At 71.7% G+C, this 23,870-nt stretch carries 23 protein-coding genes and 3 pseudogenes; 14 read left to right on the top strand and 12 right to left on the bottom strand.

Features of this window, described 5'->3' with window-relative positions:
* Positions 1-196: 196 nt before the first annotated feature.
* The 3 genes and pseudogenes from AB0O34_RS26385 to AB0O34_RS26375 all read left to right on the top strand — a co-directional run bounded on the left by AB0O34_RS26385 (position 197) and on the right by AB0O34_RS26375 (position 2,976).
* Positions 197-934 carry an LLM class flavin-dependent oxidoreductase gene (locus AB0O34_RS26385; RefSeq protein ID WP_363919708.1) on the top strand — a complete coding sequence of 246 codons (738 nt, stop codon included), beginning with the start codon at positions 197-199 and terminating at the stop codon, positions 932-934.
* A pseudogene (locus tag AB0O34_RS26380) lies at positions 817-2,006 on the top strand (DUF6596 domain-containing protein). The gene AB0O34_RS26385 and the pseudogene AB0O34_RS26380 overlap by 118 nt, the downstream one beginning before the upstream one ends.
* Before the next feature lie 136 nt (positions 2,007-2,142).
* Positions 2,143-2,976 (top strand): pentapeptide repeat-containing protein, encoded by an 834-nt coding sequence (locus AB0O34_RS26375; RefSeq protein ID WP_363919706.1) that lies wholly within the window; start codon positions 2,143-2,145, stop codon positions 2,974-2,976.
* A 9-nt stretch (positions 2,977-2,985) separates the two neighbouring features.
* Here AB0O34_RS26375 and AB0O34_RS26370 read toward each other — a convergent pair whose 3' ends face one another.
* Positions 2,986-3,411: a nucleoside deaminase gene (locus tag AB0O34_RS26370; RefSeq protein WP_363919704.1), complete on the bottom strand. Its 426-nt coding sequence runs from the start codon at positions 3,409-3,411 to the stop codon at positions 2,986-2,988.
* 265 nt (positions 3,412-3,676) lie between these two features.
* Positions 3,677-4,174 (bottom strand): annotated as a pseudogene (locus tag AB0O34_RS26365) (LLM class flavin-dependent oxidoreductase); the annotation flags it as partial.
* 195 nt (positions 4,175-4,369) lie between these two features.
* Between AB0O34_RS26365 and AB0O34_RS26360 the strand changes: the two are divergent.
* Complete coding sequence (locus AB0O34_RS26360; protein ID WP_363919702.1) at positions 4,370-4,816, top strand: Lrp/AsnC family transcriptional regulator; 447 nt, start codon at positions 4,370-4,372, stop codon at positions 4,814-4,816.
* Between the two features lie 7 nt (positions 4,817-4,823).
* Here the strand turns inward: AB0O34_RS26360 and AB0O34_RS26355 are convergent, their stop codons facing one another.
* The 3 genes from AB0O34_RS26355 to AB0O34_RS26345 all read right to left on the bottom strand — a co-directional run bounded on the left by AB0O34_RS26355 (position 4,824) and on the right by AB0O34_RS26345 (position 7,965).
* Positions 4,824-5,459 carry a fasciclin domain-containing protein gene (locus AB0O34_RS26355; protein WP_363919700.1) on the bottom strand — a complete coding sequence of 212 codons (636 nt, stop codon included), beginning with the start codon at positions 5,457-5,459 and terminating at the stop codon, positions 4,824-4,826.
* Positions 5,460-5,739: 280 nt separating this feature from the next.
* Entirely contained in the window at positions 5,740-6,759 is a 1,020-nt protein-coding gene (locus tag AB0O34_RS26350; RefSeq protein WP_363919698.1) for a hypothetical protein, read from the bottom strand.
* Positions 6,760-7,224: 465 nt separating this feature from the next.
* Complete coding sequence (locus AB0O34_RS26345) at positions 7,225-7,965, bottom strand: DUF4118 domain-containing protein (protein WP_363919696.1); 741 nt, start codon at positions 7,963-7,965, stop codon at positions 7,225-7,227.
* Positions 7,966-8,553: 588 nt separating this feature from the next.
* Here AB0O34_RS26345 and AB0O34_RS26340 point away from each other — a divergent pair.
* The gene (locus AB0O34_RS26340; RefSeq protein WP_363919694.1) at positions 8,554-9,096 is read left to right on the top strand and encodes a GNAT family N-acetyltransferase; all 543 of its coding nucleotides are present in this window, start codon (positions 8,554-8,556) and stop codon (positions 9,094-9,096) included.
* A gap of 59 nt (positions 9,097-9,155) precedes the next feature.
* Here the strand turns inward: AB0O34_RS26340 and AB0O34_RS26335 are convergent, their stop codons facing one another.
* A complete protein-coding gene (locus AB0O34_RS26335) occupies positions 9,156-10,238 on the bottom strand; it encodes an epoxide hydrolase family protein (RefSeq protein WP_363919692.1) in 1,083 nt (360 codons plus the stop codon).
* Positions 10,239-10,351: 113 nt separating this feature from the next.
* Here AB0O34_RS26335 and AB0O34_RS26330 point away from each other — a divergent pair, with 113 nt between their 5' ends.
* Positions 10,352-10,831, top strand: a complete 480-nt coding sequence (locus tag AB0O34_RS26330) for a MarR family transcriptional regulator (protein WP_363919690.1) — start codon at positions 10,352-10,354, stop codon at positions 10,829-10,831.
* Positions 10,832-10,997: 166 nt separating this feature from the next.
* Positions 10,998-11,351 carry an STAS domain-containing protein gene (locus tag AB0O34_RS26325; protein ID WP_363919688.1) on the top strand — a complete coding sequence of 118 codons (354 nt, stop codon included), beginning with the start codon at positions 10,998-11,000 and terminating at the stop codon, positions 11,349-11,351.
* A 54-nt stretch (positions 11,352-11,405) separates the two neighbouring features.
* Here AB0O34_RS26325 and AB0O34_RS26320 read toward each other — a convergent pair.
* The 3 genes and pseudogenes from AB0O34_RS26320 to AB0O34_RS26310 all read right to left on the bottom strand — a co-directional run.
* Positions 11,406-11,600 (bottom strand): annotated as a pseudogene (locus AB0O34_RS26320) (NmrA/HSCARG family protein); the annotation flags it as partial.
* A 196-nt stretch (positions 11,601-11,796) separates the two neighbouring features.
* Positions 11,797-12,453 carry an NAD(P)-binding domain-containing protein gene (locus tag AB0O34_RS26315; protein ID WP_363919686.1) on the bottom strand — a complete coding sequence of 219 codons (657 nt, stop codon included), beginning with the start codon at positions 12,451-12,453 and terminating at the stop codon, positions 11,797-11,799.
* 141 nt (positions 12,454-12,594) lie between these two features.
* Positions 12,595-13,719: a TetR/AcrR family transcriptional regulator gene (locus tag AB0O34_RS26310; RefSeq protein WP_363919726.1), complete on the bottom strand. Its 1,125-nt coding sequence runs from the start codon at positions 13,717-13,719 to the stop codon at positions 12,595-12,597.
* A 115-nt stretch (positions 13,720-13,834) separates the two neighbouring features.
* Between AB0O34_RS26310 and AB0O34_RS26305 the strand changes: the two genes are divergently transcribed.
* The 3 genes from AB0O34_RS26305 (at position 13,835) to AB0O34_RS26295 (ending at position 17,118) form a co-directional block, all read left to right on the top strand.
* Entirely contained in the window at positions 13,835-15,025 is a 1,191-nt protein-coding gene (locus AB0O34_RS26305) for a cytochrome P450 (RefSeq protein WP_363919684.1), read from the top strand.
* Between the two features lie 46 nt (positions 15,026-15,071).
* Positions 15,072-16,346, top strand: coding sequence for an ATP-dependent Clp protease ATP-binding subunit ClpX (clpX, locus tag AB0O34_RS26300; RefSeq protein ID WP_363919682.1), 1,275 nt, complete (start codon positions 15,072-15,074; stop codon positions 16,344-16,346).
* Positions 16,347-16,434: 88 nt separating this feature from the next.
* Complete coding sequence (locus tag AB0O34_RS26295; protein WP_363919680.1) at positions 16,435-17,118, top strand: sulfotransferase family protein; 684 nt, start codon at positions 16,435-16,437, stop codon at positions 17,116-17,118.
* Between the two features lie 207 nt (positions 17,119-17,325).
* Here the strand turns inward: AB0O34_RS26295 and AB0O34_RS26290 are convergent, their stop codons facing one another.
* Complete coding sequence (locus AB0O34_RS26290) at positions 17,326-18,510, bottom strand: ROK family transcriptional regulator (protein WP_363919678.1); 1,185 nt, start codon at positions 18,508-18,510, stop codon at positions 17,326-17,328.
* 53 nt (positions 18,511-18,563) lie between these two features.
* Between AB0O34_RS26290 and AB0O34_RS26285 the strand changes: the two genes are divergently transcribed.
* Entirely contained in the window at positions 18,564-18,923 is a 360-nt protein-coding gene (locus AB0O34_RS26285) for a hypothetical protein (protein ID WP_363919676.1), read from the top strand.
* Entirely contained in the window at positions 18,920-20,158 is a 1,239-nt protein-coding gene (locus AB0O34_RS26280; protein ID WP_363919674.1) for an MFS transporter, read from the top strand. Before AB0O34_RS26285 ends, AB0O34_RS26280 begins: the two co-directional genes overlap by 4 nt.
* A gap of 180 nt (positions 20,159-20,338) precedes the next feature.
* Here AB0O34_RS26280 and AB0O34_RS26275 read toward each other — a convergent pair whose 3' ends face one another.
* Positions 20,339-20,875, bottom strand: a complete 537-nt coding sequence (locus AB0O34_RS26275; RefSeq protein ID WP_363919672.1) for an NAD(P)H-dependent oxidoreductase — start codon at positions 20,873-20,875, stop codon at positions 20,339-20,341.
* A 306-nt stretch (positions 20,876-21,181) separates the two neighbouring features.
* Between AB0O34_RS26275 and AB0O34_RS26270 the strand changes: the two genes are divergently transcribed.
* Positions 21,182-21,958, top strand: a complete 777-nt coding sequence (locus AB0O34_RS26270) for a sugar phosphate isomerase/epimerase family protein (RefSeq protein ID WP_363919670.1) — start codon at positions 21,182-21,184, stop codon at positions 21,956-21,958.
* 192 nt (positions 21,959-22,150) lie between these two features.
* Here the strand turns inward: AB0O34_RS26270 and AB0O34_RS26265 are convergent, their stop codons facing one another.
* A complete protein-coding gene (locus AB0O34_RS26265) occupies positions 22,151-22,858 on the bottom strand; it encodes a TetR/AcrR family transcriptional regulator (protein WP_363919668.1) in 708 nt (235 codons plus the stop codon).
* A gap of 74 nt (positions 22,859-22,932) precedes the next feature.
* Here AB0O34_RS26265 and AB0O34_RS26260 point away from each other — a divergent pair.
* Positions 22,933-23,870, top strand: a 938-nt coding sequence (locus tag AB0O34_RS26260) for a carotenoid oxygenase family protein (protein ID WP_363919666.1), incomplete at its 3' end; no start/stop codon positions are given.

Raw genomic sequence — 23,870 nt, 5'->3', positions numbered from 1 at the left:
TCCGCGTACTTCGCGATCACACTTGGCCGTGACGGCTCCCCTGCCTCCGGGCAGCCTCGACCGCGCCCGCGGGGCTCCTTCAGCGACCCGCGGGCCCGGTCGCCCTCAACGGACCGGCGCGCCACAGCGCTGGTCGCACCCTGGCAGGCCCGCGACGGAGCGGGCCGCCTCGGCCTGCCCTGAGAAGGAGCGCTCGATGAAACTCGGTCTCACCTGCCCCCGCTTCACCTGGCCCGGCGGCGACGCGGCCATCGCCGGGAAGTTCGCGGCCGTCGCCCGCGGCGCCGACGACGCCGGCCTGAACAGCCTCTGGGTGATGGACCACCACTGGCAGATCCCCAACTTCGGCGCCCAGGAGGACCCGATGCCGGAGGCGTACGCCGCCCTGTCCTACGCCGCCGCCCTCACCAGCCGTGTCACGCTCGGCACGCTGGTCACCGGCGCCACCTACCGCGAGCCCGCCATGCTGGTGAAGCAGGTCACCACCCTGGACGCGCTGTCCGGCGGGCGCGCCGTCCTCGGCATCGGCGCCGGCTGGTACGAGCAGGAGGCCCGCGGCCTGGGCTACCGCTTTCCGCCACTGGCCGAGCGCTTCGAGCGCCTTGAGGAGACGCTCCAGATCGCCAAGCAGATGTGGAGCGACGAGGACAAGCCGTATCGAGGGCGGCACCACACGCTGGAGCGGACGCTCAACTCGCCGGAGGCCCGTACGGCCGATCGCGGAGTCTCGGGCCGAGCTGGAGCTCTGATCATCTCGTGCCCGGCACCGAGGTCGAGGACCTGCTGCGCCGGCTGGCTCCGCAGGTCCTCGGCGCGGTGGTACGGCGCTACGGGCATTTCGACACCGCCGAGGACGCGGCGCAGGAGGCACTCCTCGCGGCCGCCACGCGGTGGCCGGAGGACGGCGTCCCTGACAACCCGCGAGGCTGGCTGATCACGGTCGCCTCGCGCAGGCTGACCGACCTGCTACGCAGCGAGCAGACCCGCCGGCGCCGTGAGGACACCGTGGCCAGGTGGACGCCGCCGGTCCTGTCGCCGGCCCCCGCCGCCGGCAGGCCGGCATCGGACTCCGATGACACGCTCATCCTGCTGTTCATGTGCTGCCACCCCTCGCTGTCGCCGGCGTCGCAGATCGCGCTCACCTTGCGGGCGGTCGGCGGGCTGACCACCGCGGAGATCGCCCGCGCGTTCCTCGTGCCCGAGGCGACCATGACCCGGCGCGTCAGCCGGGCCAAGCAGCGCGTCAAGGACAGCGGCATCCCCTTCGGCATGCCCCGGCCCCCGGAGCGCGCCGAACGGCTCGGCGCGGTCCTGCACGTGCTCTACCTGATCTTCACCGAGGGATACTCCAGTACTTCAGGGCCAGACCTGCAACGCGCTGAGCTGGCGGCCGAGGCGATCCGGCTGGCCCGCATGGTCCACCGGCTGCTGCCCGGCGACGGCGAGGTGGCCGGGCTGCTCGCGCTCATGTTGCTCACCGACGCGCGACGCCCGGCACGTACGGGGCCGGCCGGCGAGCTGGTGCCGATGGCCGAGCAGGACCGGAGCCTCTGGAACGCCACGTACATCGCCGAGGGCGTGGCGCTCATCACCGAGGCGCTCCCCCGGGAATGACCGGCCCGTACCAGCTCCAGGCCGCGATCGCCGCGATCCACGACGAGGCGCCGAGCGCCGAGGCGACCGACTGGGCCCAGATCACGGCACTGTACGGACTGCTGATGCGCCTGTCCGACAACCCGGTGGTGGCGCTGAACCACGCCGTCGCCGTGGCCATGGCACAAGGCCCGCACGCGGGGCTCGCCCTGCTCGGAAAGCTCCAGCACGACGAGCGGATCGCCGGGGACCACCGGCTGCACGCGGTGCGCGCCCACCTGCTGGAGATGGCCGGTGACCGCGCGGCGGCGCGCGAGTCGTACCAGGAGGCGGCCCTGCGGACGACCAGCCTCCCGCAACAGCGCTACCTCCACGTCAGAGCCGCCCGTCTGGGGGACGATCCGTGCGCGTGAGCCGTGCGCGTGGGGCCGGGCTGTCAGGGCCTCGGCTGCGCGGACCTGACGCGCTCGGCCAGGAACTCCCAGAGTAAGATCTCAGCCTGAGAACGCCGGGGCGCGGTGCTCTCGATCCATCAGGAGACCACCCACATTGTCCCAGGAACACGTGGAAGTCCTCGCCGGCGGGGGCCGCCTCGAGCTGCGAGCCGACTGCCGGCGGTGCTTCGCGCTGTGCTGTGTCGCGCCGGCCTTCTCGGCCTCGGCGGACTTCGCGATCGACAAGGCCGCCGGGCACGCCTGCCCCAACCTGGCGTCGGACTTCCGCTGCGGCGTCCACGACACCCTCAGGCAGCGGGGTTTTCCCGGGTGCACCGTCTACGACTGCTTCGGCGCGGGGCAGAAGGTCTCCCAGGTCACCTTCGGCGGGCACGACTGGCGGCGGGCCCCGTCGACCGCCAAGCGGATGTTCGAGGTGTTCGCGATCATGCGGCACCTCCACGAGTTGCTCTGGTATCTGGACGAGGCGCTGACGCTGGAGCCCGCCCGCTCGATCCACGGTGAGCTGAGGCTCGCGTTCGACCGCACAGAACGCCTCACCCACGACGATCCCGGCACGCTGGTGGAGCTGGACGTGGCCGCGCACCGGCGGGACGTCAACGCCCTGCTGCTGCGCACGAGCGAGCTCGTACGGGCCGGAGTCCGCCGCGGGAAGAAGGACCGCAGAGGAGCCGATCTCATCGGAGCCGACCTCAAAGGCGCCGACCTGAGAGGCGCCAACCTGCGCGGGGCCTACCTCATCGGAGCCGACCTCACGGGCGCCGACCTGCGGGTGGCCGATCTCATCGGGGCCGACCTCAGGGACGCGAACCTCTCAGGCGCCGACCTCACCGGGAGCATCTTCCTCATCCAGTCCCAGCTCCACTCGGCGAAGGGTGACGGCGGCACGAAGCTGCCGCCGTCACTCACTCACCCGGCGCACTGGTGATCGGGTGGATCACGTGTAGTAACCGTCGACCGGCACGCGCGCCTCGTCGAACAGCGCCGGGCCCTCCTGGCGCGCGCCCGCGGCGGTGGCGGGCGGTTTGAGGCCGGTGAGCTGTTCGGTGGAGAGCGCGAACACAACGCGGCCGAGGCCCGACCGTTCGATGGCGCCCGCGCACATGCCGCAGGGCTGGCAGCTGGTGTACATCGTGGTGGCGGCCGCGGTGGCGGGGTCGAGCTCGCGGGCCGCCCATCTGGCCAGCTTCAGCTCGGGGTGGGCGGTGATGTCGGCGTCGGTGAGCACCGTGTTGTGCTCCTCGACCAGCACGGTGCCCTCCGGTCCCACCAGCAGCGACCCGAACGGCGGGTTCCCGCCGGCCCGCGCCTTGCTCGCGAGCTCGATGGCTTTGCGGAGAAGGCCCTCGTCGTCGTGTGTCACTTCTGCTCCGTTCGTGTGTGACGCGCGCCCAGGTCCCAGTGGGCGGACACGGTCGCGAGCGCCTGCCACGCCGTCTGCGGGTGGCACATCTCGCGCGGGTCGCCGTTGAAGGGGTCGAGCACGACGGTGTCGGCGCCGAGAAGGCGCAGTTGTTCGAGGTCGTCGAGGATCTGGCCGATCGTGCCCTCGCCGGCGAGCCGGTCCGCGCGGTGACCGGCGACTCGGTTAGCCGCAGGGCGATGCGCGGAGCGAAGGCGGGTGCCGGCAGTTCCAGCTCGTCGGCGATGGCCTTCAGCCGTGCCGGCGAGTCGCGCAACCGGCCGAGGGTGTACCGCAGCGGGTGCCAGGCCTCGCCGAGGCGTACCGCCCGGCGCAGGGCGGCGTCGCTGCTGCCGCCGACCCAGATCGGGATCCGCCCGCTGCGGTAGTCCTGATCGTCGTCCCAGGCGGCACGCACCGCCCTGAGGTGTTCGTCGGTCAGCCTCCCGCGCCGCTCGAAGGGCACGCCGAGCGCGGCGTACTCCTGCCGCGCCCAGCCGACGCCCACGCCGAGGATCAGCCGTTCCCCGCTGAGCTGGTTGAGGTTGGCGGCCATGCGAGCGATGAGCAGCGGGTGCCGGTACGGCACGACGAGCACGGTCGTCCCGAGCCGGATCCCGTCGGTCACACCGGCCAGCCACGCCAGGGTGGTGAAGGGCTCGTAGAACGGCGCCGGGTACTGCTCGGCGACGTCGGATGTCACCGCGACATGGTCGGAGACCATTAGCAGGTCGAAGCCCAGACCCTCGACCGTCCGCGCCCATTGCCGCAGCACGCCAGGGCCGGTACCAGGCCCGAAATTCGGGACGTTCACCCCCATTTGCACCAGTTCAGGCTATCCAGTGATCACTTCCGGCTGGAAGGGACTTCTCCCGGCGTACCAGCCGATAGGCCGTGGATCTGCCGGTATCTTTGCCGGATGACCGAGACTCTTGACGCGACCGACTGGTCGATCCTGGTCGAGGTGCAGCGGGACGGCCGCATCCCGCTCACCGAGCTTGGACGGCGGGTCAACCTCAGCGCCTCCGCGGTGACCGAGCGGGTCAGGCGGCTGGAGTCGACGGGCGTCATCACCGGCTACCACGCCGGCGTCGACCTGGAGAAGGTCGGCCTCACCGTGCTCGCCGTGGTGCGCCTGAAGTACCCGGGCAGCCGGCACGAGCCCCTGCACCGGCTGCTCGCCGAGCGCTTCGAGATTCTTGAGTGCCTGCGCACCACCGGCGACGACTGCTACACGCTGAAGGTGGCCGCCGCCTCGATGGCCCACCTCGAAAAGCTCATCGACGAGCTCGCCCAGCTCGGCAGCACGACCACCAGCATCGTGTACAGCCAGACCCTGCCCTACCGCGGCCCCCAGGGACCGTAGGCCGCCCTCACTTCTTGGGCGTCAGGACTCCGTCGATCAGGTAGAGGGCGGCATTGCGGGTCTGCAGGTCGCCGCACACGATGTGGGCGTCGTTGACCTTGATCTTGTCACCGGAGCCACGCGTGGTGATCTTGTCCCCCTCCAGGGTGGTGAAGCTGCCCTTCTTGAGATCGGCGGGCGTCTTGCGGCCCTGCACGACGTGATAGGTGAGGACCTTGGTCAGGGCGTTCTTGTCCGCGAGGAGCTTGTTCAGCTTCCGCTTCCCGAGCTTGTTGAAGGCCTCGTTGGTGGGCGCGAACACGGTGATGTCCTTGGTGGTGTTCAGCTTGTTCACCAGGCCGGCCTTGTTGACGGCCGAGTAGAAGGTGGACAGGTCGGGGCTGTGCGCGGCGGCGGTCACCACCCGCAGCCTCCCCAGGTCGGCGACGCTTCCGGGGCCCGACTGCGGCAGGGACGAGCACCCCGGGCCGACCGGCGAGGAGGCCGGCGAGGGCTTCGGCGCCTGGACGACGCCCGCCGCCACCGGGGCCCCGCTCGCGCCGGTGGCGGCGGTGGCGGCGGTGGTGGCGCCGGCCGAGGTGCCGTAAGCGGTCGTGAGCGACAGGGCCGCCACGACCGGAAGGGTGAGAAGACGAGTGTTCATGTGCCTGTCCCCTTTTGCGCTCTTCGAAAGGGCGGCCACCTGGCGCAACGAGTCGTTCACGGCACGGCCCCCGCAGACGGTGACACTCCCATTCTCGCCGGACGGTTCCCATCCCCACCCAACGCCAGGGGCGACACGCCCTAAAACGTGCTCCATGCCGCCTTAACTCCATTGACATGGTTTTTGTGGCGTTTAATAGGGATATTTCTGTAATTGCGCCACGAAAATCCCAATGCGGGAGGAGAGCGCTTTGCCGTTTACCCGGCAACAAGGGATTGGGTCAGTGGAGGCCAAGAGTGTGGGCGAGGTCGGTGGCTTCACGGGTCCAGCGAGCGCAGAGGGAGAGGCCGGCCGCTCTGGCGGCGTAGCCGGCGTCCGGGTCGGCGGTGGTGACGTCGCCGTAGCCACGGTGCCGGTCGGCCGAGGCCGTTTCGAGGCTCCTCACCGTGAGCCAGTCGTACTTCACCGCGCCGGCGCAGATGCCCAGCCGCACCACGCGTTCGTCGCCGGACCAGCCGGCCTCGCGAAGTCCTTCGAGGTAGGCCCGCGTGGCCCGGACGTCGAGCTCGTCGAGCACGTCGTGGGGCAGGAGCAGGTCGAAGACGCAGTCGGGGACGAGGTTGCCGATGTCCTCCCCGAGAGCCCCGTCCCCTGCGAAGGCCCAGTCGAGCAGGACCACCTCACCGTTCGGGCGCCGCACGATGTTGTTGGGCCAGACGTCGAGGTGGCAGAGCGTACGGGGCAGCGCCTCCATGATCGACAGCAGGCGTTCACGGTCGCGGTGCAGGCGCAGCAGGCCCTCGCGCAGTTCCCGCGGGAAGTGGTCCTCGATCAGTCGCTGGGACCACGCCCGATCGTCGTCGAGCAGGTGCCACTCGGCAGGGCGTGAGGTGCTGTAGTCCCGTAGGAAGCCCGTGCTGAGCCAGGGGTCCCGGGGAAGGTCCGCGCGTCCCTGGCTCCGCCCGAGGGCTCGGGCGGTCGCGACGACGTCCTCCACGGACAACGCCGATGAGTGCCGGCCTTCGACGTCCTCCAGCAGCAGTTCTATGTCGCCTTCGCCGGTCTCCCTGATGTCGAGCACGGCCGGCGCGCCCAAGCCGAGCCGCCCGGGAAGTCCCGACCGGTAGGCGAGGGCTTCCCTGCGCCAGTAGTTCCAGTGCCTCGGGTCGGCGGAGGAGGACCAGTGTCCGGGGGCGTCGTCGCGGCGGTGGGTGAGGATCTTGTGGACGACGCCGCCCTCGCGCCAGATGCCACCGGTCACCCCGTTGGACCGGTTGTGGGTCAGCCGCTCGACAGGCACCCGATCACTTTAAGACCCGCGCGCCTCCAGGCCATCCCGGTGCCCTGGAGGCGTGTTCGCCTGGTCTCGTCCGGCGCCGGTCACACGAGGCGCTTGACGAACTCCAGTGCGGTGCCGGCGACCTCGCGCCAGCCGCTGTCGATGGTCAGCGTGTGGCCTCGGCCGGGGATCTCGACGATCTCCGTGATCGCCTGGTTGTCCTTCTGCTGCTTGTAGGAGGCGTTGGCGATGGCCCCGGGGGACGGTGTGGTCCTTCTCGCCGGAGATGATCAGCAGCGGTCCCCGGTCGGGGTTGCCGGTGTCCACCTTGGCCTCGGTCCAGGGGTTGAGGTTGGCGGCTGCCGCCTGGAACAGCGGCGCGCCGGGGGCGGGCACGGCGAAGGCGTCGTACAGCTCCCTGGCCTCCTCCTCGCTGACGGCGTTGGCGAAGGCGTACCGGAACTGGTCGTAGGTCAGCGGTACCGCCTAGCCGTTGGCGGCCGTGTCGAGCGCGGCGCCCACCTGGTCGGCCAGGGTGACCGCCACCAGGCGCGCCTGCAGGGGCGGGACGGCCCCGGGTGTGGGGTCGAGCAGGAACCGGCCGTAGAAATGGCCGTTGCCGAGCGTGCGCAGCTCGACCTCCTCGTCCGGTAGGCCCAGCCGGTCGACGTCCCAGTGCCTGCGTCCCCAGATCACGGTGCCGTCCTGTTCGAGACGGGGTGGATGCCCGATCAGGATCCCGTACTGGAAGCGGCAGCCGCGCAGGTGCAGCAGGTCGGTGAGCTGAGCCCTGACGTGATCGACCACCATCTCCGGCGACTTCGAGGACTGGGCCAGCTCGGCGGTGTCGTGGATCTGGGCCAGGTAGGCGGCGTCGGTGACGGCGACCACCCGTAGGCGCCGCGCCCGGGCGGCCAGCTGCGAGACGGCCAGCCCCACGATGAGCAGCAGGACGGCGGTCTGGATGTCCGCGGAGCTGGTGAAGGTGAACCGCTGGTAGGGCGGGGCGAAAAAGAAGTCGAACCACACGGCGGCCGACACCGCGGCGAGCGCGCCCGCCAGGCGGTGCCCGTTGGCGGCCACCGCCACCACGACCACGACCAGCGCGAGGGCCACGTTCGTGTTCGAAAGCCCCGTGCGGAACGGCACGAGCACCGCCGAGAGGGCCAGCGGGGCCACAAGTGCCGCCACGATCGCGAGGCGGTCCCTGTCCAGGTAGCGAAGCACAGCCGCACCCCCGTCCTGTCTGCCAAGGCCGACGCCCTACCCCTACCCGGCCCCGCCCTCCCGGACCAGGCCGCTCCGCCCGTCAGTCATCGAGTTCCCGCCCGGCCGCGGGACCGAAACGCCGGCGGTAGGCCGTCGGGCTGAGCCCGGTCTGCCGCCGCAGCCGGACCCGCAGGTTCGAGGCGGTCCCGGTCGCGCGCCACCACCTGGGGCCGGGGGAGCGGGGCGGCTCAGCCGAGCGCGTGGCCGGTGGGGGCGTCTGGTCCGCCGCGAGCACAGCGGGCTCCCGGCGGGGTCACGGCGCGACCGTCCCCAGGGCCGGCGGGGTCACGGCGCGACCGTCCCAGGGGACGGTGCGGTCGGGCCGTCACGCTGCGGGACACCGCAAGCGTCCGACGACCGGGCCTCGTGCCGCGTCGTGGACATCATGCTGGACGGCCCGCGAGTCCATCCGGAGGCTGTCTTGCCAGCCAGGTCGTTAACCGCGATACCGTTCCATCCGTGATCCAGAACGACGGAGCCGAAGGAACCGGGCAGGCGGCGGCGAACCAGACATTCCTCCCCGGCCGACGGGGAGGCTCCTCCCGCGTGACCTTGCGCCCGATCACCCGCGACGACCAGGACGAGTTCATCGGACTGGTCCGCGCCAGCGTCGACCTGCACCATCCCTGGATGTCCCTGCCCGCCACACCGCAGGAGTTCCAGACCTACGTCGGGCGATTCGACGACCCGCTGTCCGCCGAAGGCCTGCTGGTCTGTGTGCGCGAAACCGGTGCCATCGCGGGCAACATCAACATCCAGAGCATCATCCGGGGACGCTTCCAATGCGGCTCCCTCGGCTACGCGGCCTTCGCTCCCACCGCCGGCCAGGGGTACATGTCCGAAGGCATCGGATTGGTGCTGCGCCACGCATTCGAGCAACTGCGGCTCCACCGGCTGGAAGCCAACATCCAGCCCGAGAACGAGGCCTCCCTGAGGCTTGCCCGGCGACACGGCTTCCGCAAAGAGGGCTACTCCCCGGGCCTGCTGTTCATCGACGGCGCCTGGCGGGACCACGAGCGCTGGGCCATCACCAGCACCATGGCCGGCGAGATCTCCGTCCCCCCGCATCCGACCCTGCCCCGCCATTGAGACACCGGCGCGGTCGGCAGGCTGGAGGAGCTCACCTAGCGGGTGGCGACCCGGTAGTCCTACTTGATCTGGGTAAGGAAGAAGTCCCGGACGTCCTCGGCGAGCAGCTCCGGCACCTCCATCGCGGCGAAGTGGCCGCCGCGCTCGAACTCCGACCAGTGCCTGATGTCGTACAGCCGCTCGGCCAGCGGTCGCACCGACTGCGTGATGTCGTGCGCGAACACCGCCACGCCAACCGGTACCGGGCACGGCTCGATCCGCCGCGGAGTGTCGTGGTGCAGCCGCGCCGAGGAAGCCGCGGTGGCGGTCAGCCAGTACAGCGAGATGTCGGTGAGCATCCGCTCGTCACTGATCTGCGAGCGAGGGTCGGTCCACTGTGCGAAGCGCTCGGCGATCCAGACCAGCTGGCCGACCGGCGAGTCGGTCAGCGCGTAGCCGATGGTCTGGGGGGTCAGGGCCTGCAGAGCCTGGTACGGCGGACGATTCGCCATCATCTGCCGGACCTTGTCCAGCCGAGCTTCATCCGTTTCCGACAGTTCAATGTCGGCGTCCGGGACCGGCCGGGTCGGCAGGTAGTTGACGTGCACCCCGACTACCTGCTCGGGTGCCACCGCACCGAGCGCCATTGAGATGCCCGAGCCGAAGTCGCCGCCCTGCGCGCCGTAGCGCTCGTACCCGAGACGGCGCATCAGCTCAGCCCAGGCCCGCGCGACCCGGACGATATCCCAGCCGCGCTCGTGGGTCGGCCCGGAGAAGCCGTACCCCGGGATGGACGGAATCACCAGATGGAACTCGCGCGACAGCGGCTCGATGACGTCGAGGAACTCCAGGAACGAGCCGGGCCAGCCGTGGGTGAGGATCAGCGCGAGCGCGTCCGGCTTCGCGGACCGGACGTGGACGAAGTGGATGTTCTGGCCCTCGATCTCGGTGGTGAAGTGCGGGAGCTCGTTGAGCTTGGCCTCGTGCTCGCGCCAGTCGTACCCGGTCCGCCAGTGTTCGGCGAGCTCCTTGAGCCGCGCCAGCGGGAAGCCGTAGTCCCACCCGGCGTCGGCGACCTCGTTGGGCCAGCGGGTGCGGGCGAGCCGGTCGGCCAGATCGTCGAGGTCGGCCTGGGGGATGTCGATGCGGAACGGCTTGATCATGGTCTCGGCTCCAGGGGCATTCATTCGGCGTCCGAATGTTCGATCGACTAACGTTTATTCCGCGAACGATAGCACAATCATTAGTGCGCCAAACGACTCGCTAGACTTGTCACATGGAGAACTCATCCGAGGAGACGCCCGCCCGGTGGGAGGGCCTGCCCAGCTGGCTGCTCGGCCAGACCGCCAACCACGCGCAACGCCTGGTGGGCGACGGGTTCTCGTCGGTCGGCGCCCGCGGCTACCACTACCGCCTGCTGGCGACGCTGGAGGAGTCCGGCCCGGCCAGCCAGGCCGCGCTGGGCCGCCGTAGTGGCATCCACCTCAGCGACATGGTCGCGACGATCAACGAACTCGCCGATCGCGGACTGGTCGAGCGCGCCCCGGACCCCTCCGACCGGAGGCGCAACATCATCTCGCTGACCTCAGCGGGCAAGCGGCAGCTGCGGCGACTGGAGAAGCGGCTGGCCGAATGCCAGGACGAACTGCTGGCTCCGCTGTCACCCGAGGAGCGACAGCGGTTGACCGAGGTGCTGTCCAAGCTGTTGGACCACCACAACCGGCGAACCGGCACCCCCGAAGAGCCGGGGCGCTGACTGAGGGGCGTCGCCGCGGGCATGGGTCACCGGCATCTTCGGGTAAAGGACCGCGAAGGCGGGTTACAAACCCTCACCTGGGGTTAGGGAAGGCGAAGATTTCCGCCTGGACGCCTGGACAGGGATCCACACGGATGGCACTCCCGCAGAAGGGCCGACCACCGCCATGGACACCGAGCACGACTCGTTCTTCGCCCTCCCCGGCACCGGGGCAGTGGTCATCCGTGCCACCGGCAACCTCGACTTCAGCTCCACCCCGGCCTTACGGGACAAGGTCGAGACCGCCGCGAGCGCCGCGCAGGCCACGACAGTGATCATCGATCTCTCGGAGGTCGGGCTGTGCGACTCCTCCGGACTGGGCGAACTCCTCCACGCCCGCAGGCGGTGCGAGACGTCGGGAATACAGCTCATGCTCGCCGGCCCGCCGCCCAACGTGAGACGGCGGCTGGCCACCACCGGCCTGACAGCGCTGTTCGAGGTGTTCCCCTCCGTGACCGACGCCCTGCACCACGCGGGATGAGTCGACGGCCCTGCCCAGGTAGGTCTCCGGGTGCTCGAACGCCGGGGTGGCGACCGCGCCGATGTCCTCCGGGGCGATCAGTTGCTGCGGCACGCCGGGCATGATCGCGGTGACGAGCGCCCCGTCCCGCAGGCCCCACACCGGGTGGACGAGGTTCTCCATGAACGAGGCCGGGCGCAGGATCGTCACCGTCACGTCGAGGGAGCTGACGTACTGCTCGATCTCCCACTTGCTGTCGATGTTGGACATCCCGGTCCTGTGGTCGGAGCTGTTGCCCGAGGTGTAGACCAGGGGCTCACCTCAGCGAGATGACCGGCCGGTATTCGGTGAGGGGCACGCGATGTCCCGCCGGAGCGACTAGCCGTGCTGACCACGGACGCCGTCCCTCGCGGGCGGCGTGCCTTCACCAGACGTAGCGGGGTCGAGCCACGCGGGATGCCCGGGGTCAGGCGCGGAAGTCGCCGGTGCGTTCCGGGGTGGCCTTGGCGAGCAGGTCGCGGACCGCGCCGGCCTCCACCGACTGGCCGTAGACGGGCGTGCCGGGCTGCTGGCGCCAGGACTCGTCGAGCCCTCCGGCGTCGACGGTGTCGAAGCCGAGCTCGTCGATGAGGTCGCGTACGACCTGCTTGGCCGCCTGGTCGTCGCCGGCGACCGGAATGGCGACGCGGCCCGGGGTCCCCTTGGGCTGGGGGAGGTCGAGGATGTGCTGGGCGTGGGTGCCGTTGAACGCCTTGATCACGGGGTGGCCGAGGTGGCGCTCGGTCCAGCGGCTCTCGGTCAGGCCGTCCTCGAGGGGGGCGATCCGCCCGTCCCGCTGCGGGTAGTAGTTTCCGGTGTCGATGACCGCGACGCTCTCCGGCACCCCGTCGAAGAGGCCGGCGGGCAGGTGGGGGACGTTCCCCACGGGGATGGCGACGACGATCACCTCGGCGCCGCGCGTCGTCTGCTCGACGGTGACGGGGGTGGCGCCGGTCTCCTCGGCGAGACCGGTGAGGGTCTCGGGGCCGCGCGAGTTGGCGACAGCCACCTCGTGGCCGAGAGCGGTGAGACGGCGGGTGAGGTTACCACCGATGTGGCCGGCCCCGATGATGCCGATCTTCATATGGCGCGCCTTTCCTCATGCCCGCCCGCGATCACTTCGCCGGCGGTGAGAGTCTGGTCGGTCGACAGCAGAGATGTCTCGCCGAGAGACAACCGTGGATGCGCCGGAAAACATCCATGACGACGCCCTTTACATTGTAGATCAGAAAGAATGGCCAGCCGGGGCGCCTCTCAGGTGAGGATCGGCGTTCGCGGCCGCGTGGCACGCGCCGCGGCCGTCGGCCCGGGCGACGACGCGATCGCCGTGGATGCGGATCGCGGCCTCGGTCCCGTCGCTGACGGCCGGCACGCCGGCCCTCGCGGCCAGCGATCCGGACTCGTCGTACACCACCTGCAGGCGCGGCCACGCCGACGGCGGGAAGGCCGCGCGCAGGCAGGTACACAGGTCGGCGATGGCCAGCCGGGCCAGCGGCGCCAGCTCGTCCGGTTCGCCGGTGACCAGGACGGCGGTGACGCCGGCCCCGGGCGGCGCGGCGCGCACCGCTTCCTCGACGGCTTCGAGCCGGTGCAGTCCGAGGATCGCCACGACGCCGTCACCGGACAGCCGCGCGGGCTCGCCGCGCACCGCGTCCACCGCCTGAGGCGGCGACCACGGCTCGTCGGCCGGACGCGCCTCGGGGATCCAGGGCACGTACGGGGGCGCCCAGACGTCGTCCAGCTCAAGGCCGGCCAGCTGCTCGCAGACGCTGACGACGTTGAACGGCTCGACGAAGCCGGGCGCGGCGGCGGCCATCTGGCTCGCGCCGTGCAGGGTCGTGAGCACGGCCTCCGCGACGTTCACCCGGCGGCCGGGCGGGCCAAGGCTCTCCAGGGCCAGCCCGAGCAGGATCGCGTCGAGCTTCATGAGCTGCGCGAACGGCTGCCGGGTCCGCTCGTCGGCGAGGATCTCCGGCATCAGGTCCATGCCGAGCCTCGCGGGGCCGTTCTGCTCGTCGGTGGAGAGAGGGAGCCGGGCGACCCAGGCGCGGGCGAACGCGCCGAGCGCCTCGCGGGCGGTGCGGGCGGGCTCGGGGTGAGACGCCTCGCCGGAGTGCTCGGGGTGGGGCTCCTCGGGCGCGCGCTCGGCGAGGCCCGCCAGGACGGCGAAGTACAGGGCCCGTTTGCCGGGGAAGTTGGAGTAGACCGCGCCGCGGGTGAGCCCCGCACGCTCGGCGATGCCGTCGATCTTGGCGTCGCGGAAGCCGCACTCGGTGAACTCGTCCCTCGCGGCGGCCAGCACCTTGGCGCGGTTGAACTCGCGCATCTCCGCCCTGGTAAGCCGGCCCATCGTCCTCCCCATCGCCGCGATGTGCACCGCGTTGCCGCCCGTGCCGATCCAAGATACCGTGACCATCCAGATGATGAGATCATGTGTTGACAACATCGGAAATCTGGGAGGATCCATGAGCGACGTCCCCGAGATCGACCTCACCGACCCCGAGGTGGTGCGCGACCCCTTCGGCGCCTACGGACGCGCCCGCGAGCGCTCGCCGCTGGCCCGCCTGCTGATCCCCGGCCTCGCCCCGATGTGGGCCCTCACCCGCCACGAGGACGCCAAGGCGATGCTCGGCGACCCGCGGTTCGACCTGAACGCCGACAGCTTCATGCGCCCCGACGTGCCCGAGGACTGCCTGCCCTACATGCGGACCATGTCCGAGATGGAGGCGCCGGAGCACGCGCGGCTGCGCAGGCTGGTGGCCCCCGCCTTCACCGTGCGCCGCGCCGCCGAGTTCCGGCCGAGGATCGAGCCGATCGTCGAGAGGCTGCTCGACGATCTCCCGGGCCACGCCGACGCCGACTCGGTCGACCTGCTGCTCCACCTGGCGCGGCCGTTGCCGATGGACGTCATCTGCGAGCTGGTCGGCATCCCCGAGCCCGATCGCCCGCGGTGGCGCACGTACGGCGCCACCGTGGCGGCGGGCTCGGGCCAGGGGTTCGCCGAGGCCGTGCCGGGGATCATGGAGGGGGCCAGGGCGGCGATAGCGCGCCGTCGTGACGAACCGGGCGACGACCTGCTCTCCGACCTCATCCGGGTGCAGGCCGAGGACGGGGACCGGCTGGACGACACCGAGATGGTCACACTGGTCTGGCACCTGGTCCTCGCGGGGCAGACGCCGACGAACCTCATCGCCAACGCCGTGGAGGCCCTGCTCTCCCACCCCGGGCAGCTCGCCGCGCTGCGCGAGGATCCCGGGCTCATGCCGCTCGCCGTCGAGGAGCTGATGCGCTGGTGCGGTCCGATGCTGCTGTCGATCCCCCGCTACGCGAGGGAGGATGTCCTGCTCCACGGCACGCTGGTGCGCAAGGGAGAGGCGCTCATCGCCGCGGTCGCCGCCGCCAACCGCGACCCGCGCGCGTTCACCGACCCCGACCGGTTCGACGTCGCCCGTTCCGGCGGACCGGCGGGTCATCTCGGCTTCGCCCACGGCCCGCACTTCTGTCTCGGGGCGTCGCTGGCCCGCGTGCAGACCCAGGTCGCGCTCACGGCACTGCTGCGCCGCTTCCCCGGCCTGGCGCTCGCCGCCGCGCCCGAGAAGCTGCGCGCCCCCGACCCGGGCACCTGGCGGCTCACCTCGCTGCCCGTGACCCTCTGACCCCGGCCCCCACGACCACGACCACGACCACGAGGAGACGTTGCGAGTGCCACGCACGGGTGACGGCGACCTGCTGAAGTGCACGTTCTGCGGGAAGAGCCAGAAGCAGGTCAGGAAGCTCATCGCGGGGCCCGGCCGTATCTGCATCTGCGACGAATGCGTCGAGCTCTGCAACGAGCTCATCATGGAGGAGCTCGGCGAAACCCCCGAGGGCGGGCCGCGTGAGCCGCCGAAGCCCCGGGAGATCCACGAGTTCCTGGAGCAGTACGTCGTGGGGCAGGAAAGCGCCAAGAAGACGCTCTCGGTGGCCGTGTACAACCACTACAAACGCATCCGGTCAGGAGCCGTGAGGGAAGAGCCTGTCGAGCTCGGCAAGTCCAACATCCTGCTGATCGGCCCGACCGGCTCCGGCAAGACCTACCTCGTGCAGACGCTCGCCCGCATGCTCGACGTGCCGTTCGCGATCGCCGACGCCACCGCGCTCACCGAGGCGGGGTACGTGGGTGAGGACGTCGAGAACATCCTGCTCAAGCTGGTCCAGGCCGCCGACCACGACGTCAGGAGGGCCGAGACGGGCATCGTCTACATCGACGAGGTCGACAAGGTGGCCCGCAAGAGCGAGAACCCCTCGATCACCCGCGACGTCTCCGGCGAGGGCGTGCAGCAGGCCCTGCTGAAGATCCTCGAAGGCACGATCGCCTCGCTCCCGCCGCAGGGCGGCCGCAAGCACCCGCATCAGGAGTTCATCCAGATCGACACCACCAACGTGCTGTTCATCTGCGGTGGTGCCTTCGCCGGCCTCGAAGAGATCATCGAGCGGCGGACCGGCCACAAGGGAGCCGGGTTCGGCGCCGCGATCCGCACCGGGCGGGAGCGGGAGACGAGGGACGCCCTCGCCGAGGTCATGCCCCGGGACCTGGTCGGCTTCGGGCTGATCCCGGAACTCGTCGGCCGGCTTCCTGTGGTGTCGACCTTCCAGCCGCTGGACCGTACGGCGCTGTCGCGCATCCTCACCGAGCCGCGCAACGCGCTGGTCAAGCAGTACAAGCGGCTGTTGGAGCTCGACGGGGTGGAGCTGGAGTTCACCGAGGACGCCGTCGGCGCCATCGCCGAGCAGGCGCTGCTCCGGCGCACCGGCGCCCGGGCGACCCGCGCCATCCTCGAAGAGATCCTGCTCAACGTGATGTACGAGGTGCCCAGCCGGGACGACGTGGCGCGCGTCGTGATCGACCGGGACACCGTGCTGCACAACGTCAACCCGACCCTGATCCCCCGTGACCACCCCGGGCCCGGACGCCACCACCAGGAGAAGTCCGCCTGACCCGGAAACCTTCTTGCCCGCCCTCCCGCATCGATGGAACATGGTCACATGCCGGTTGTGGCAGTTCTCGATCGGAATGGTGGGAAATATGCGGGTAATCGGCGCGGGGTTCGGCCGTACCGGAACGCTGTCCCTCAAGACCGCCCTGGAGCGACTCGGACTCGGGCCATGCCACCACATGACGGAGGTCTTCCAGAACCCCGGCCAGATCCGCCGCTGGCTGGCCATCGCCCAGGGACGGCCGGCCGACTGGGACGCGCTGCTGGGCGGCTACCGGTCATGCGTCGACTGGCCCGCCGCCGCCTACTGGCGCGAGCTCGCCGACCACTACCCCGAGGCGAAGGTGATCCTGAGCGTACGAGATCCCCAGCGCTGGCTGGCGAGCATGAACGCCACCATTCTCAAGCAGCGCGGTCGCGGCGGCACGCTGACGGGGAAGGCGCTGGTGCGGCTGTCCTCGCTGCTGGGCACCGACTTCGCGGCGTTCGCCAAGATGAGCGAGCTGACCGTCGACGGGCGGGTGTTCGGCGGGCGCATGAGCGATCCGGAGCACGCGCTGAAGACCTTCCGGTCGCACATCGAGGAGGTCACGGCGGCCATCCCGCCTGAGCGGCTGCTCGTCTTCGAGGCCCGGCAGGGATGGGAGCCGCTGTGCGACTTCCTGGAGGTGCCGGTGCCGGCCGAGCCCTACCCGAGGGTCAACGACGCGGACGACTTCCAGAAGCACGCCCGGTCCATGTTCGGTTCCATGCTCCTGCGGCGCAGCGAGTAGCCGGGCGCGGCGCATAGAGGACAGCGACCGGCCCATTTGCGCCTAGTGTCGGCCACGTCGCGATTCGCGGGGGCGCGCTGGAGGACGCCGAGATGACGATCGACGAGCTCGGCGACGCGGTCGTCGGGGAGATCCTCGAAGGCACCCCCCGGCTGACCATCGGCCAGGTCACCGTGGGCGGCCACGCCTGACTCCAAGGCAGTTCGTTCACCGGGGGTGCCGCTCCGCCCAGGAGGCCAGGGCGGCCTCGCTGGTGACGTGGTCGAGCCCGACGGCGACCGCGCCGCGCAGCGCGCCCTCGTCGCCGTGCGCCGCGTCGAGGACAGGCGGGGGCTGTGCCCTGCGGAAGGTCATCAGGCCGCCGGCATAGGCCTCGTCGAAGCCGGCGGGGGCGGCGGCGCGCAGGGAACCGGCGAATCCCCCCAGCGTGACGACGTCGGGGGCGTGGGCGTTGACCAGCCCGGCGATGCCGCTCGCCAGCGCGGAGGCGACGGTGGCCACCGCCCGCGCCGCCGCCGCGTCGCGAGGAGCGCGATCGAGGACCTCGCGCATGTACGTGTGCGGGTCGGCCGGGGGCGGGTCGCCGAGGTGGCGGGCGAGGGCGCGCCCGTCGACCTCCAGGTCCCAGCAGCCGCGGGCTCCGCAGGGGCAGCGCAGCCTTCGGTCGCCGAAGGGGACGTGCCCGTACTCGCCCCCCGCGCCCCCGGCTCCCGTCACAGGATGCCCGCCGACGATGAGGGCTCCGCCGATGCCGACCTCGACGAGCAGGTGCAGGGCGGTGGCGGCGCCCGCGGCGGAACCGGTGCGGGCCTCCGCGACTCCGGCGAGGGTCGCGTCATTGCCGACGAGCAGCGGCAGGCCGGTGCCGGCGGACAGGCCGGTGAGGTCCACCGGGCCCCAGCCGAGGCTGGAGGCCTGGACGAGGTCGCCGTCGACGAACGTCGCGGCCACGGCGAGGGACACCGCGCGCACCCGCTCGCCGTACCGCCGCCACGAACGGTCGAGCACCTGACGCAGCGCGGCGAGCACGGGGCCGGGCTCACGGCCGGCGTGGCGACCGGTCTGGAGGTGCGCGACCCGCCCGTCCAGCGTCGCCACGGCGCAGCGCCAGTCCTCCTGGCGCAGCTCGGCGGCGAGGACCAGCGGACCCGAGGGATGAGGCGCGAGGACCGTGGTCGGCCGCCCACGTCCTCGCACCGGTGCGGGGGTCTCGGTGAGCAGGCGCAGGTCGCGCAGCCGCGCGGTGATCTCGGTGGTCGACCCGGTGCTGAGGTTCAGCCGGCGGGCCACCGACGCGCGGGTGATGCCGGGCTCCCTGCGCACCTGCGCCAGCACGTCCGCCGCCGCGCGCCACCGCGCGTCGCGTGCGCGTTCGGGTCTGTCCCTTGCCATCGGCAGCACCCATCGTCTTATGCTCGTGCCACGAGTATAACCGGGAGGGCCGAATGGACCTGAGCGACGTGGACGCCGTCCTGCTCGACATGGACGGCACGCTGGTGGACTCCGACGCCGCCGTCGAGCGAGCGTGGACGGCATGGGCCGCCGAATACGGGGTGGACGCCGCGACGGCCGTGGTGCGGCTGGCCCTGCCGCTTGCGGGTGACCTGCCCCTCGACGACCTCGGCCGGCTCGCTCACCTGCTCACCCGAGCACGGGTACGGCCGTGGTGGCGGGACGCGGCGGGGTTCGGGCTCGTCGAGAGCGGCTGGGTGGACCCTCTCGGGGCCGCCCAGCCCGGCCAGAGCCGCGACGTCGGCCGCACCCCCATGCCCCGGGCTCGGGTTCACCCCCGGACGCCCCGATGAGTGACCCCGCCCGCCGCCCGGCATCTAACGACACTCCCACCTCGGCAACTCCCGCCTCGGCCGCTCCCAGGGAACCGGCCGGCGGGACGAGCCCGTCGCTTGACGCGCGCGGCGACCTGCAGGTCGGGATCGCCCAGGCCGCGCTCGGCTTCTGCGTGACCAGCCTCGGCGCCACGCTGGTGATGCTGGCCCGCGACCTGCGCGTGCCCGTGGGAAGCATCGCGTGGCTCGCCTCCGCATTCGGCGCCGGCCTGCTGGTCGCCGCCGCCGCGGGGCCCGTGCTCCTGCGGCGCGGCCCCCGGCCCACCCTGCGCGCCGGCGCGCTGGTCCTCGCCGCCGGTGCCGCGCTGCTCGCCCTCGCCCCCTCCCCCGGCCTGGCCGTCGCGGGTGCGCTGCTGCTCGGCCTGGGCGGCGCCGGGCTGGTCCTGGTGACCCCGGCACTGCTGGACGGTCCCGGTGTCGCGGCGCGGCTCACCCGGGTGAACGCGGCGTCCAGCACCGCGGGCGTCCTCGCCCCCCTGGCCCTGGGCTTGCTCGACTCCCTCGGGCCCAGCGGACGGCTCGTACTCCTGGTGGCCGTCCCGCCGCTGCTGGTCGCCGCGGCGGTCACCATCCCCGGTACGGCTCCAGGCCCCCGGGCGCCCGCTTCCGTCCCGAGTACGAGCGAGGCGCCCGGGGTGCCGACGTCGCGGCGCGAGGTCACGGCGCCGCGGCGCGAGGTTGCCAGGCGCTGGACGCGCGTGATGCTCGCCGTGTCGGTGGAGTTCTGCTTCGCCGTGTGGGCCGTGGCCCGGTTGCAGGAGACCGGCGTGACGCCCGGTGAGGCCGCCGGGCTGGGAAGCACGTTCGCCATCGGCATGGCGCTTGGACGCATCGCCGCCCCGCGCCTGATCCAGCGCGTTCGCGTCGTCCCCCTGTGCGCCGTGGCGATCGCCGCCGGGACACTGCTGGTCGTCGCCAGCAACGGACCCGTCTCGGTCGCCGCCGGCCTCGTGATCGCGGGCCTCGGCGTCGCGCCCCTCTACCCGGTCACCCTCGCCGACCTGGTCGCGACCCCGGACCTGCGGGGCGCGCATTCGGCCTCCCTCGGCGCCCTGGCATCCGGTACGGCCATCCTGCTCGCGCCGTCCGCCCTGGCCGCCCTCGGCCAGGTGGCCGACCTCCGCCTCGCCTTCCTGGTCACCATCCCCCTCCTCGTGGCCCTGACCGCGATGAACCCGCGAAAGGCGACGTGATGTCCGGCGAGCTAGGCGTCGCTCCTCACCGGCCCGTTCCGAAGTCGCCGGACCGTCGAAAGTCCTTCCAGTCCCCGGGCGATGTCCATCCTCGGCTCCGTCTGACATCGAAACTAGAATGTCATTCTAGCCAGAGGCGGAGCCGGCAGGATGGACATCCAGGAGGCGGAGCGGCCGCGTTCAGGCGGTGGACCTGGCCAGCGACGTCGAGGACAGGTGGGACAGCACCTCGCGGAGCCGCTCGCGGAAGGCGGGATCGTTGATCCTTCCGGTGGGGTCGAACTGGCCCAGCCCCGGGGAGACGGTCGCGTCGGCGCCGTACACAACCGCGCCCGCCGCCCCGAGGGCGCGGCGCAGCTGGGTCTGCGTCCACAGCGACTCGTACGGGCGCAGGCAGGAGGTCACCACGACGACCGGCTTGCCCAGCAGCACCGTGCCGCCATGCTGGGAAGACATCCAGTCGAGCGCGTGGCTGAGCTCGGGCGGCAGGACGCTGTGGCCCGGCGCCGTGAGCAGCACGCCGTCCGCGCCGGACAGCGCGTGACAGAGGTCGTCGACCGGGCGGGGAAGCGGGCCGTCCTCGAAGGGCGGCACCTGGTCGAGCCCGTCCCAGATCTCGAACTCCGCCGACGCGGGGAGCTCGCGCCCCGAGGCCTCCAGCAGCCTGCGGACGTACGCCTTCGACAGCAGGCTGCCCGCGATTCCAACGACCCTCATCCTCGACCCCGCATCTGTCGCGACCTGCGACGTTATGAGCCAGGGGGCGTCTCATCGGCCCGGCCACGTCACGGCGGCCGCCGGCACATGAGCCCCCCAGCTGTCCGACACAACCGCTCAACCGCGTTGTGGTGATCCGCCACGGAGCGACTGTCCACGGCACCGTCAGAGGTCACCCCGTCCCGCGAGAGGTCCGGAGTACCGGCGTCCGCCGACTTCACGATCGACCACGCACCACCCGCTGCCCACGAAAGGGCGTGACGAACGCGCCGCACACCGGGAATTTACATCTGTACCGTCTGCGGTATGAGAAAACTGGCCTTCTCCACGCTGGGGTGCTCAGGGCTGCCCCTGGCCGAGGTCGCCGCGATGGCGGCGCGTACCGGCTGGCCCGGCCTTGAGCTGCGCTCGGCACCGGACGAACCCGTCCACCGCGGGCTCTCCCCGGAGGGCAGGAGGACGGCGCGGGCGGCGCTGTCGGGCGTGACCGTGCTCTGCGTCGCCTCGTACGTGAAGGTGGCGGCGGCCGAGGCCGATGACGACGAGGTGGTGGCCGCCCTGCTGGCCGAGGCGGAGCTGGCGCGTGACCTCGGTGCCGGGGCGGTTCGCGTGTTCCCCGGAGGCCGGGGCGACGGCCGCGACGATCTACGGGCGGTACGGCGGCTCAGCGCGGCGGCTCCGCGGCTGCCGCAGGGCGTCGAGATCTGGGTGGAGACGCACGACTCCCATCCGAGGGGCGGTGACGTCGCCCGCGTGCTGTCCGAGGTGGGCAGCCCGGCGGTGCGCGCCATCTGGGACGTCGCCCACCCGTGGCTGGCCGGGGAGACGGTCGCGGAGGCGGCGGCGGCGCTGGCGCCGTGGCTGGCCCACGTGCAGGTCAAGGACCGCTCACGGGACGATCCCACGCCGGTGCCGCTCGGCGACGGCACGCTGCCGCTACGCCCCGTGCTCACCACCCTGCGTGACGCCGGTTACGGCGGGTGGGTCAGCCTGGAGTGGGAGCACAAGTGGCATCCCGCCCCAACGCCCCTGGAGGACGCGCTGCGCGCCGGCCGCGCCTGGCTGGCCGCCTGCACAGCGTAATCATCGTTGCCCGCCCCCACGACGACCCGCTTCTCGCCGGTGCGGTCGACTGCCATAGGGGGTTTTCGGATGATTCGGCATCGACGGCCGGTCAGAACCCGGCTCACGCTTTACGCCGGCGTGATGGCGGCTCTGTTCTCCGCCATGCTCGCCACCATCCAGCGCCTGGCCACGAAACTCCCTGCCCGCGGGTCAGACGGTGCGCTTGCGTGGAGGTCTCTCCTCCATGGACGGCTCCGGCCTCACGTCCTCGACCTCCTTCTTCAGCCGGCGGCGGGACGAGGCCACCGACCGGGTGGCCGACTCCACGGTGTCGCCGACGCCGACCATCAGGCTGGTCAGCTGGGCCTCGAACACCACGTCGGCGTTGCAGGGTTCGATGAGGTAGTCGCCCAGTTCGAGCGTGACCAGGCCGTGGATCGCGGTCCACAGCTGGTGGGCGACCAGCTCGGCGTCGCCGGTGCGGAACCGGTCGGCCGTGATGCACCGGTTCGCGCACTCGACGACGGTGCTCAGGGTGTACCGGCCGTACTGGCGGTCCTCCGCGGTGAGCGAGAAGCCGGCCAGCGACGCCCCGCCGAACATGACGGCGTACAGGTGGGGATTGGTCAGGGCGTTGTGCCGGTACGCCCGCCCGAACAGCGTCATGTCGGCGACGGGATCGGCGGTGAGCGCGACGTGGGAGAAGTACGCCTCAAGGCGGGCGAACCCCTCGTACACCATCTCCCGCACGAGCCCGCTCATCCCGCCGAAGTTCGTGTAGACCGCCATCGTCGAGGTGCCCGCCTCGGCGGCGATGCGGCGGGCCGACAGCGACTGGGGACCCTCGTCGGCGAGCAGCCGCGCCGCGATGTCGACCAGGGTGGAACGCGTCTGCGGGTTCGATCGGCGTGGACTCACCTTGACAGTATGGCATAACACCGTTATTTTTTACATAACGCTGTTATGCCAGGCCTCACGAGGAGGTGCCCGAAATGACTGTCACGGAGCACGTTGACCCGCTCAGGGCGTCGAACTCCCGCCGACTGCCCGACGGCGCGCTGCCCGTCGAGGGCGTCCTCCCCCTCGGCCTCGACGGCACCTTCCTGCTGACCTGCCCGCCCCCGACCGGCTCGCACGCCTCGGCGGGGCCGACGCTCTCCGGCGTGCGGCTCGGCGGGGGCACCGCCCGCAGGCACAGGGCCACCGCCGAGCCCGGCGCCCACGTGCCGGGCCAGGCGCCCGGTTCCGCGATCTGGCTCCGGCCCGCCGGGCCCGCCGACCCTCCGCCGGACGGGCCGTGCCGCGCGAGCGTCGCGCCGCCGGTCAAGGACCGCATCGCCGCCGAGTGGCACACCGTCGCCACCTACCCTGGCCTGGACGTCGCCGAGCACCTGACCATCGGGCCGGACGGCCGCGTGCTCGACGCCCGGCCGTTCGCGCTCGACGGTGCCCCGCTGATGCGGACGGTCGCGCTCACCGACCGGTTCGTCGTGGTGTTCGACCTGCCCGTGACCTACCGCCGGGCGGCGGCCATGATCGGCACGGGGTCCCCCTATCGCTGGCAGCACGGCCGGCCGGGGCGCATCGGGTTGCTGCCGCGCCGGGCGGGCGACGCGGCCGAGCCGCTCTGGTTCCCGATCGCCCCCTGCTTCATGGTCGAGTCGGTGAACGCCCACGACGACGGCGACCGTGTGGTCGTCGACGCGGTGCGGCGCGCGCGGGCCTTCGACACCCCCTCGTGGGACCTCGGCGACGCCGACGACTCCTCGCGGGTGCACCGGTGGACGCTCGATCTCGCGACCGGCACGGCGCGCGAGCGGGCGCTGACCGGCGCGCTGGACCTGGCGTCGGCGGACTCCAGGCTTGCCGGTAGCAGGCACCAGCAGCTCGCTCCGGCCCAGCGCGGCGTTCCGTGCCAGGACCACGATCC

It is taken from the genome of Sphaerisporangium sp. NPDC088356, from assembly GCF_040685555.1.
Classification (GTDB): domain Bacteria; phylum Actinomycetota; class Actinomycetes; order Streptosporangiales; family Streptosporangiaceae; genus Sphaerisporangium.
The sequence above is the reverse complement of the archived record's forward strand: the minus strand, read 5'-3'. Positions and strand labels throughout refer to the sequence as shown.

Excerpts from the sequence above, each read along its gene's own strand:
- AB0O34_RS26335 (WP_363919692.1), bottom strand. The coding sequence starts at position 10,238 with ATGATCAAGCCGTTCCGCATCGACATCCCCCAGGCCGACCTCGACGAT.
- AB0O34_RS26275 (WP_363919672.1), bottom strand. The coding sequence starts at position 20,875 with ATGAGGGTCGTTGGAATCGCGGGCAGCCTGCTGTCGAAGGCGTACGTC.
- AB0O34_RS26325 (WP_363919688.1), top strand. The coding sequence starts at position 10,998 with ATGGACACCGAGCACGACTCGTTCTTCGCCCTCCCCGGCACCGGGGCA.
- AB0O34_RS26285 (WP_363919676.1), top strand. The coding sequence starts at position 18,564 with ATGGACCTGAGCGACGTGGACGCCGTCCTGCTCGACATGGACGGCACG.
- AB0O34_RS26330 (WP_363919690.1), top strand. The coding sequence starts at position 10,352 with ATGGAGAACTCATCCGAGGAGACGCCCGCCCGGTGGGAGGGCCTGCCC.
- AB0O34_RS26360 (WP_363919702.1), top strand. The coding sequence starts at position 4,370 with ATGACCGAGACTCTTGACGCGACCGACTGGTCGATCCTGGTCGAGGTG.
- AB0O34_RS26305 (WP_363919684.1), top strand. The coding sequence starts at position 13,835 with ATGAGCGACGTCCCCGAGATCGACCTCACCGACCCCGAGGTGGTGCGC.
- AB0O34_RS26310 (WP_363919726.1), bottom strand. The coding sequence starts at position 13,719 with ATGGGCCGGCTTACCAGGGCGGAGATGCGCGAGTTCAACCGCGCCAAG.
- AB0O34_RS26355 (WP_363919700.1), bottom strand. The coding sequence starts at position 5,459 with ATGAACACTCGTCTTCTCACCCTTCCGGTCGTGGCGGCCCTGTCGCTC.
- AB0O34_RS26290 (WP_363919678.1), bottom strand. The coding sequence starts at position 18,510 with ATGGCAAGGGACAGACCCGAACGCGCACGCGACGCGCGGTGGCGCGCG.
- AB0O34_RS26280 (WP_363919674.1), top strand. The coding sequence starts at position 18,920 with ATGAGTGACCCCGCCCGCCGCCCGGCATCTAACGACACTCCCACCTCG.
- AB0O34_RS26295 (WP_363919680.1), top strand. The coding sequence starts at position 16,435 with ATGCGGGTAATCGGCGCGGGGTTCGGCCGTACCGGAACGCTGTCCCTC.
- AB0O34_RS26315 (WP_363919686.1), bottom strand. The coding sequence starts at position 12,453 with ATGAAGATCGGCATCATCGGGGCCGGCCACATCGGTGGTAACCTCACC.
- AB0O34_RS26385 (WP_363919708.1), top strand. The coding sequence starts at position 197 with ATGAAACTCGGTCTCACCTGCCCCCGCTTCACCTGGCCCGGCGGCGAC.
- AB0O34_RS26270 (WP_363919670.1), top strand. The coding sequence starts at position 21,182 with ATGAGAAAACTGGCCTTCTCCACGCTGGGGTGCTCAGGGCTGCCCCTG.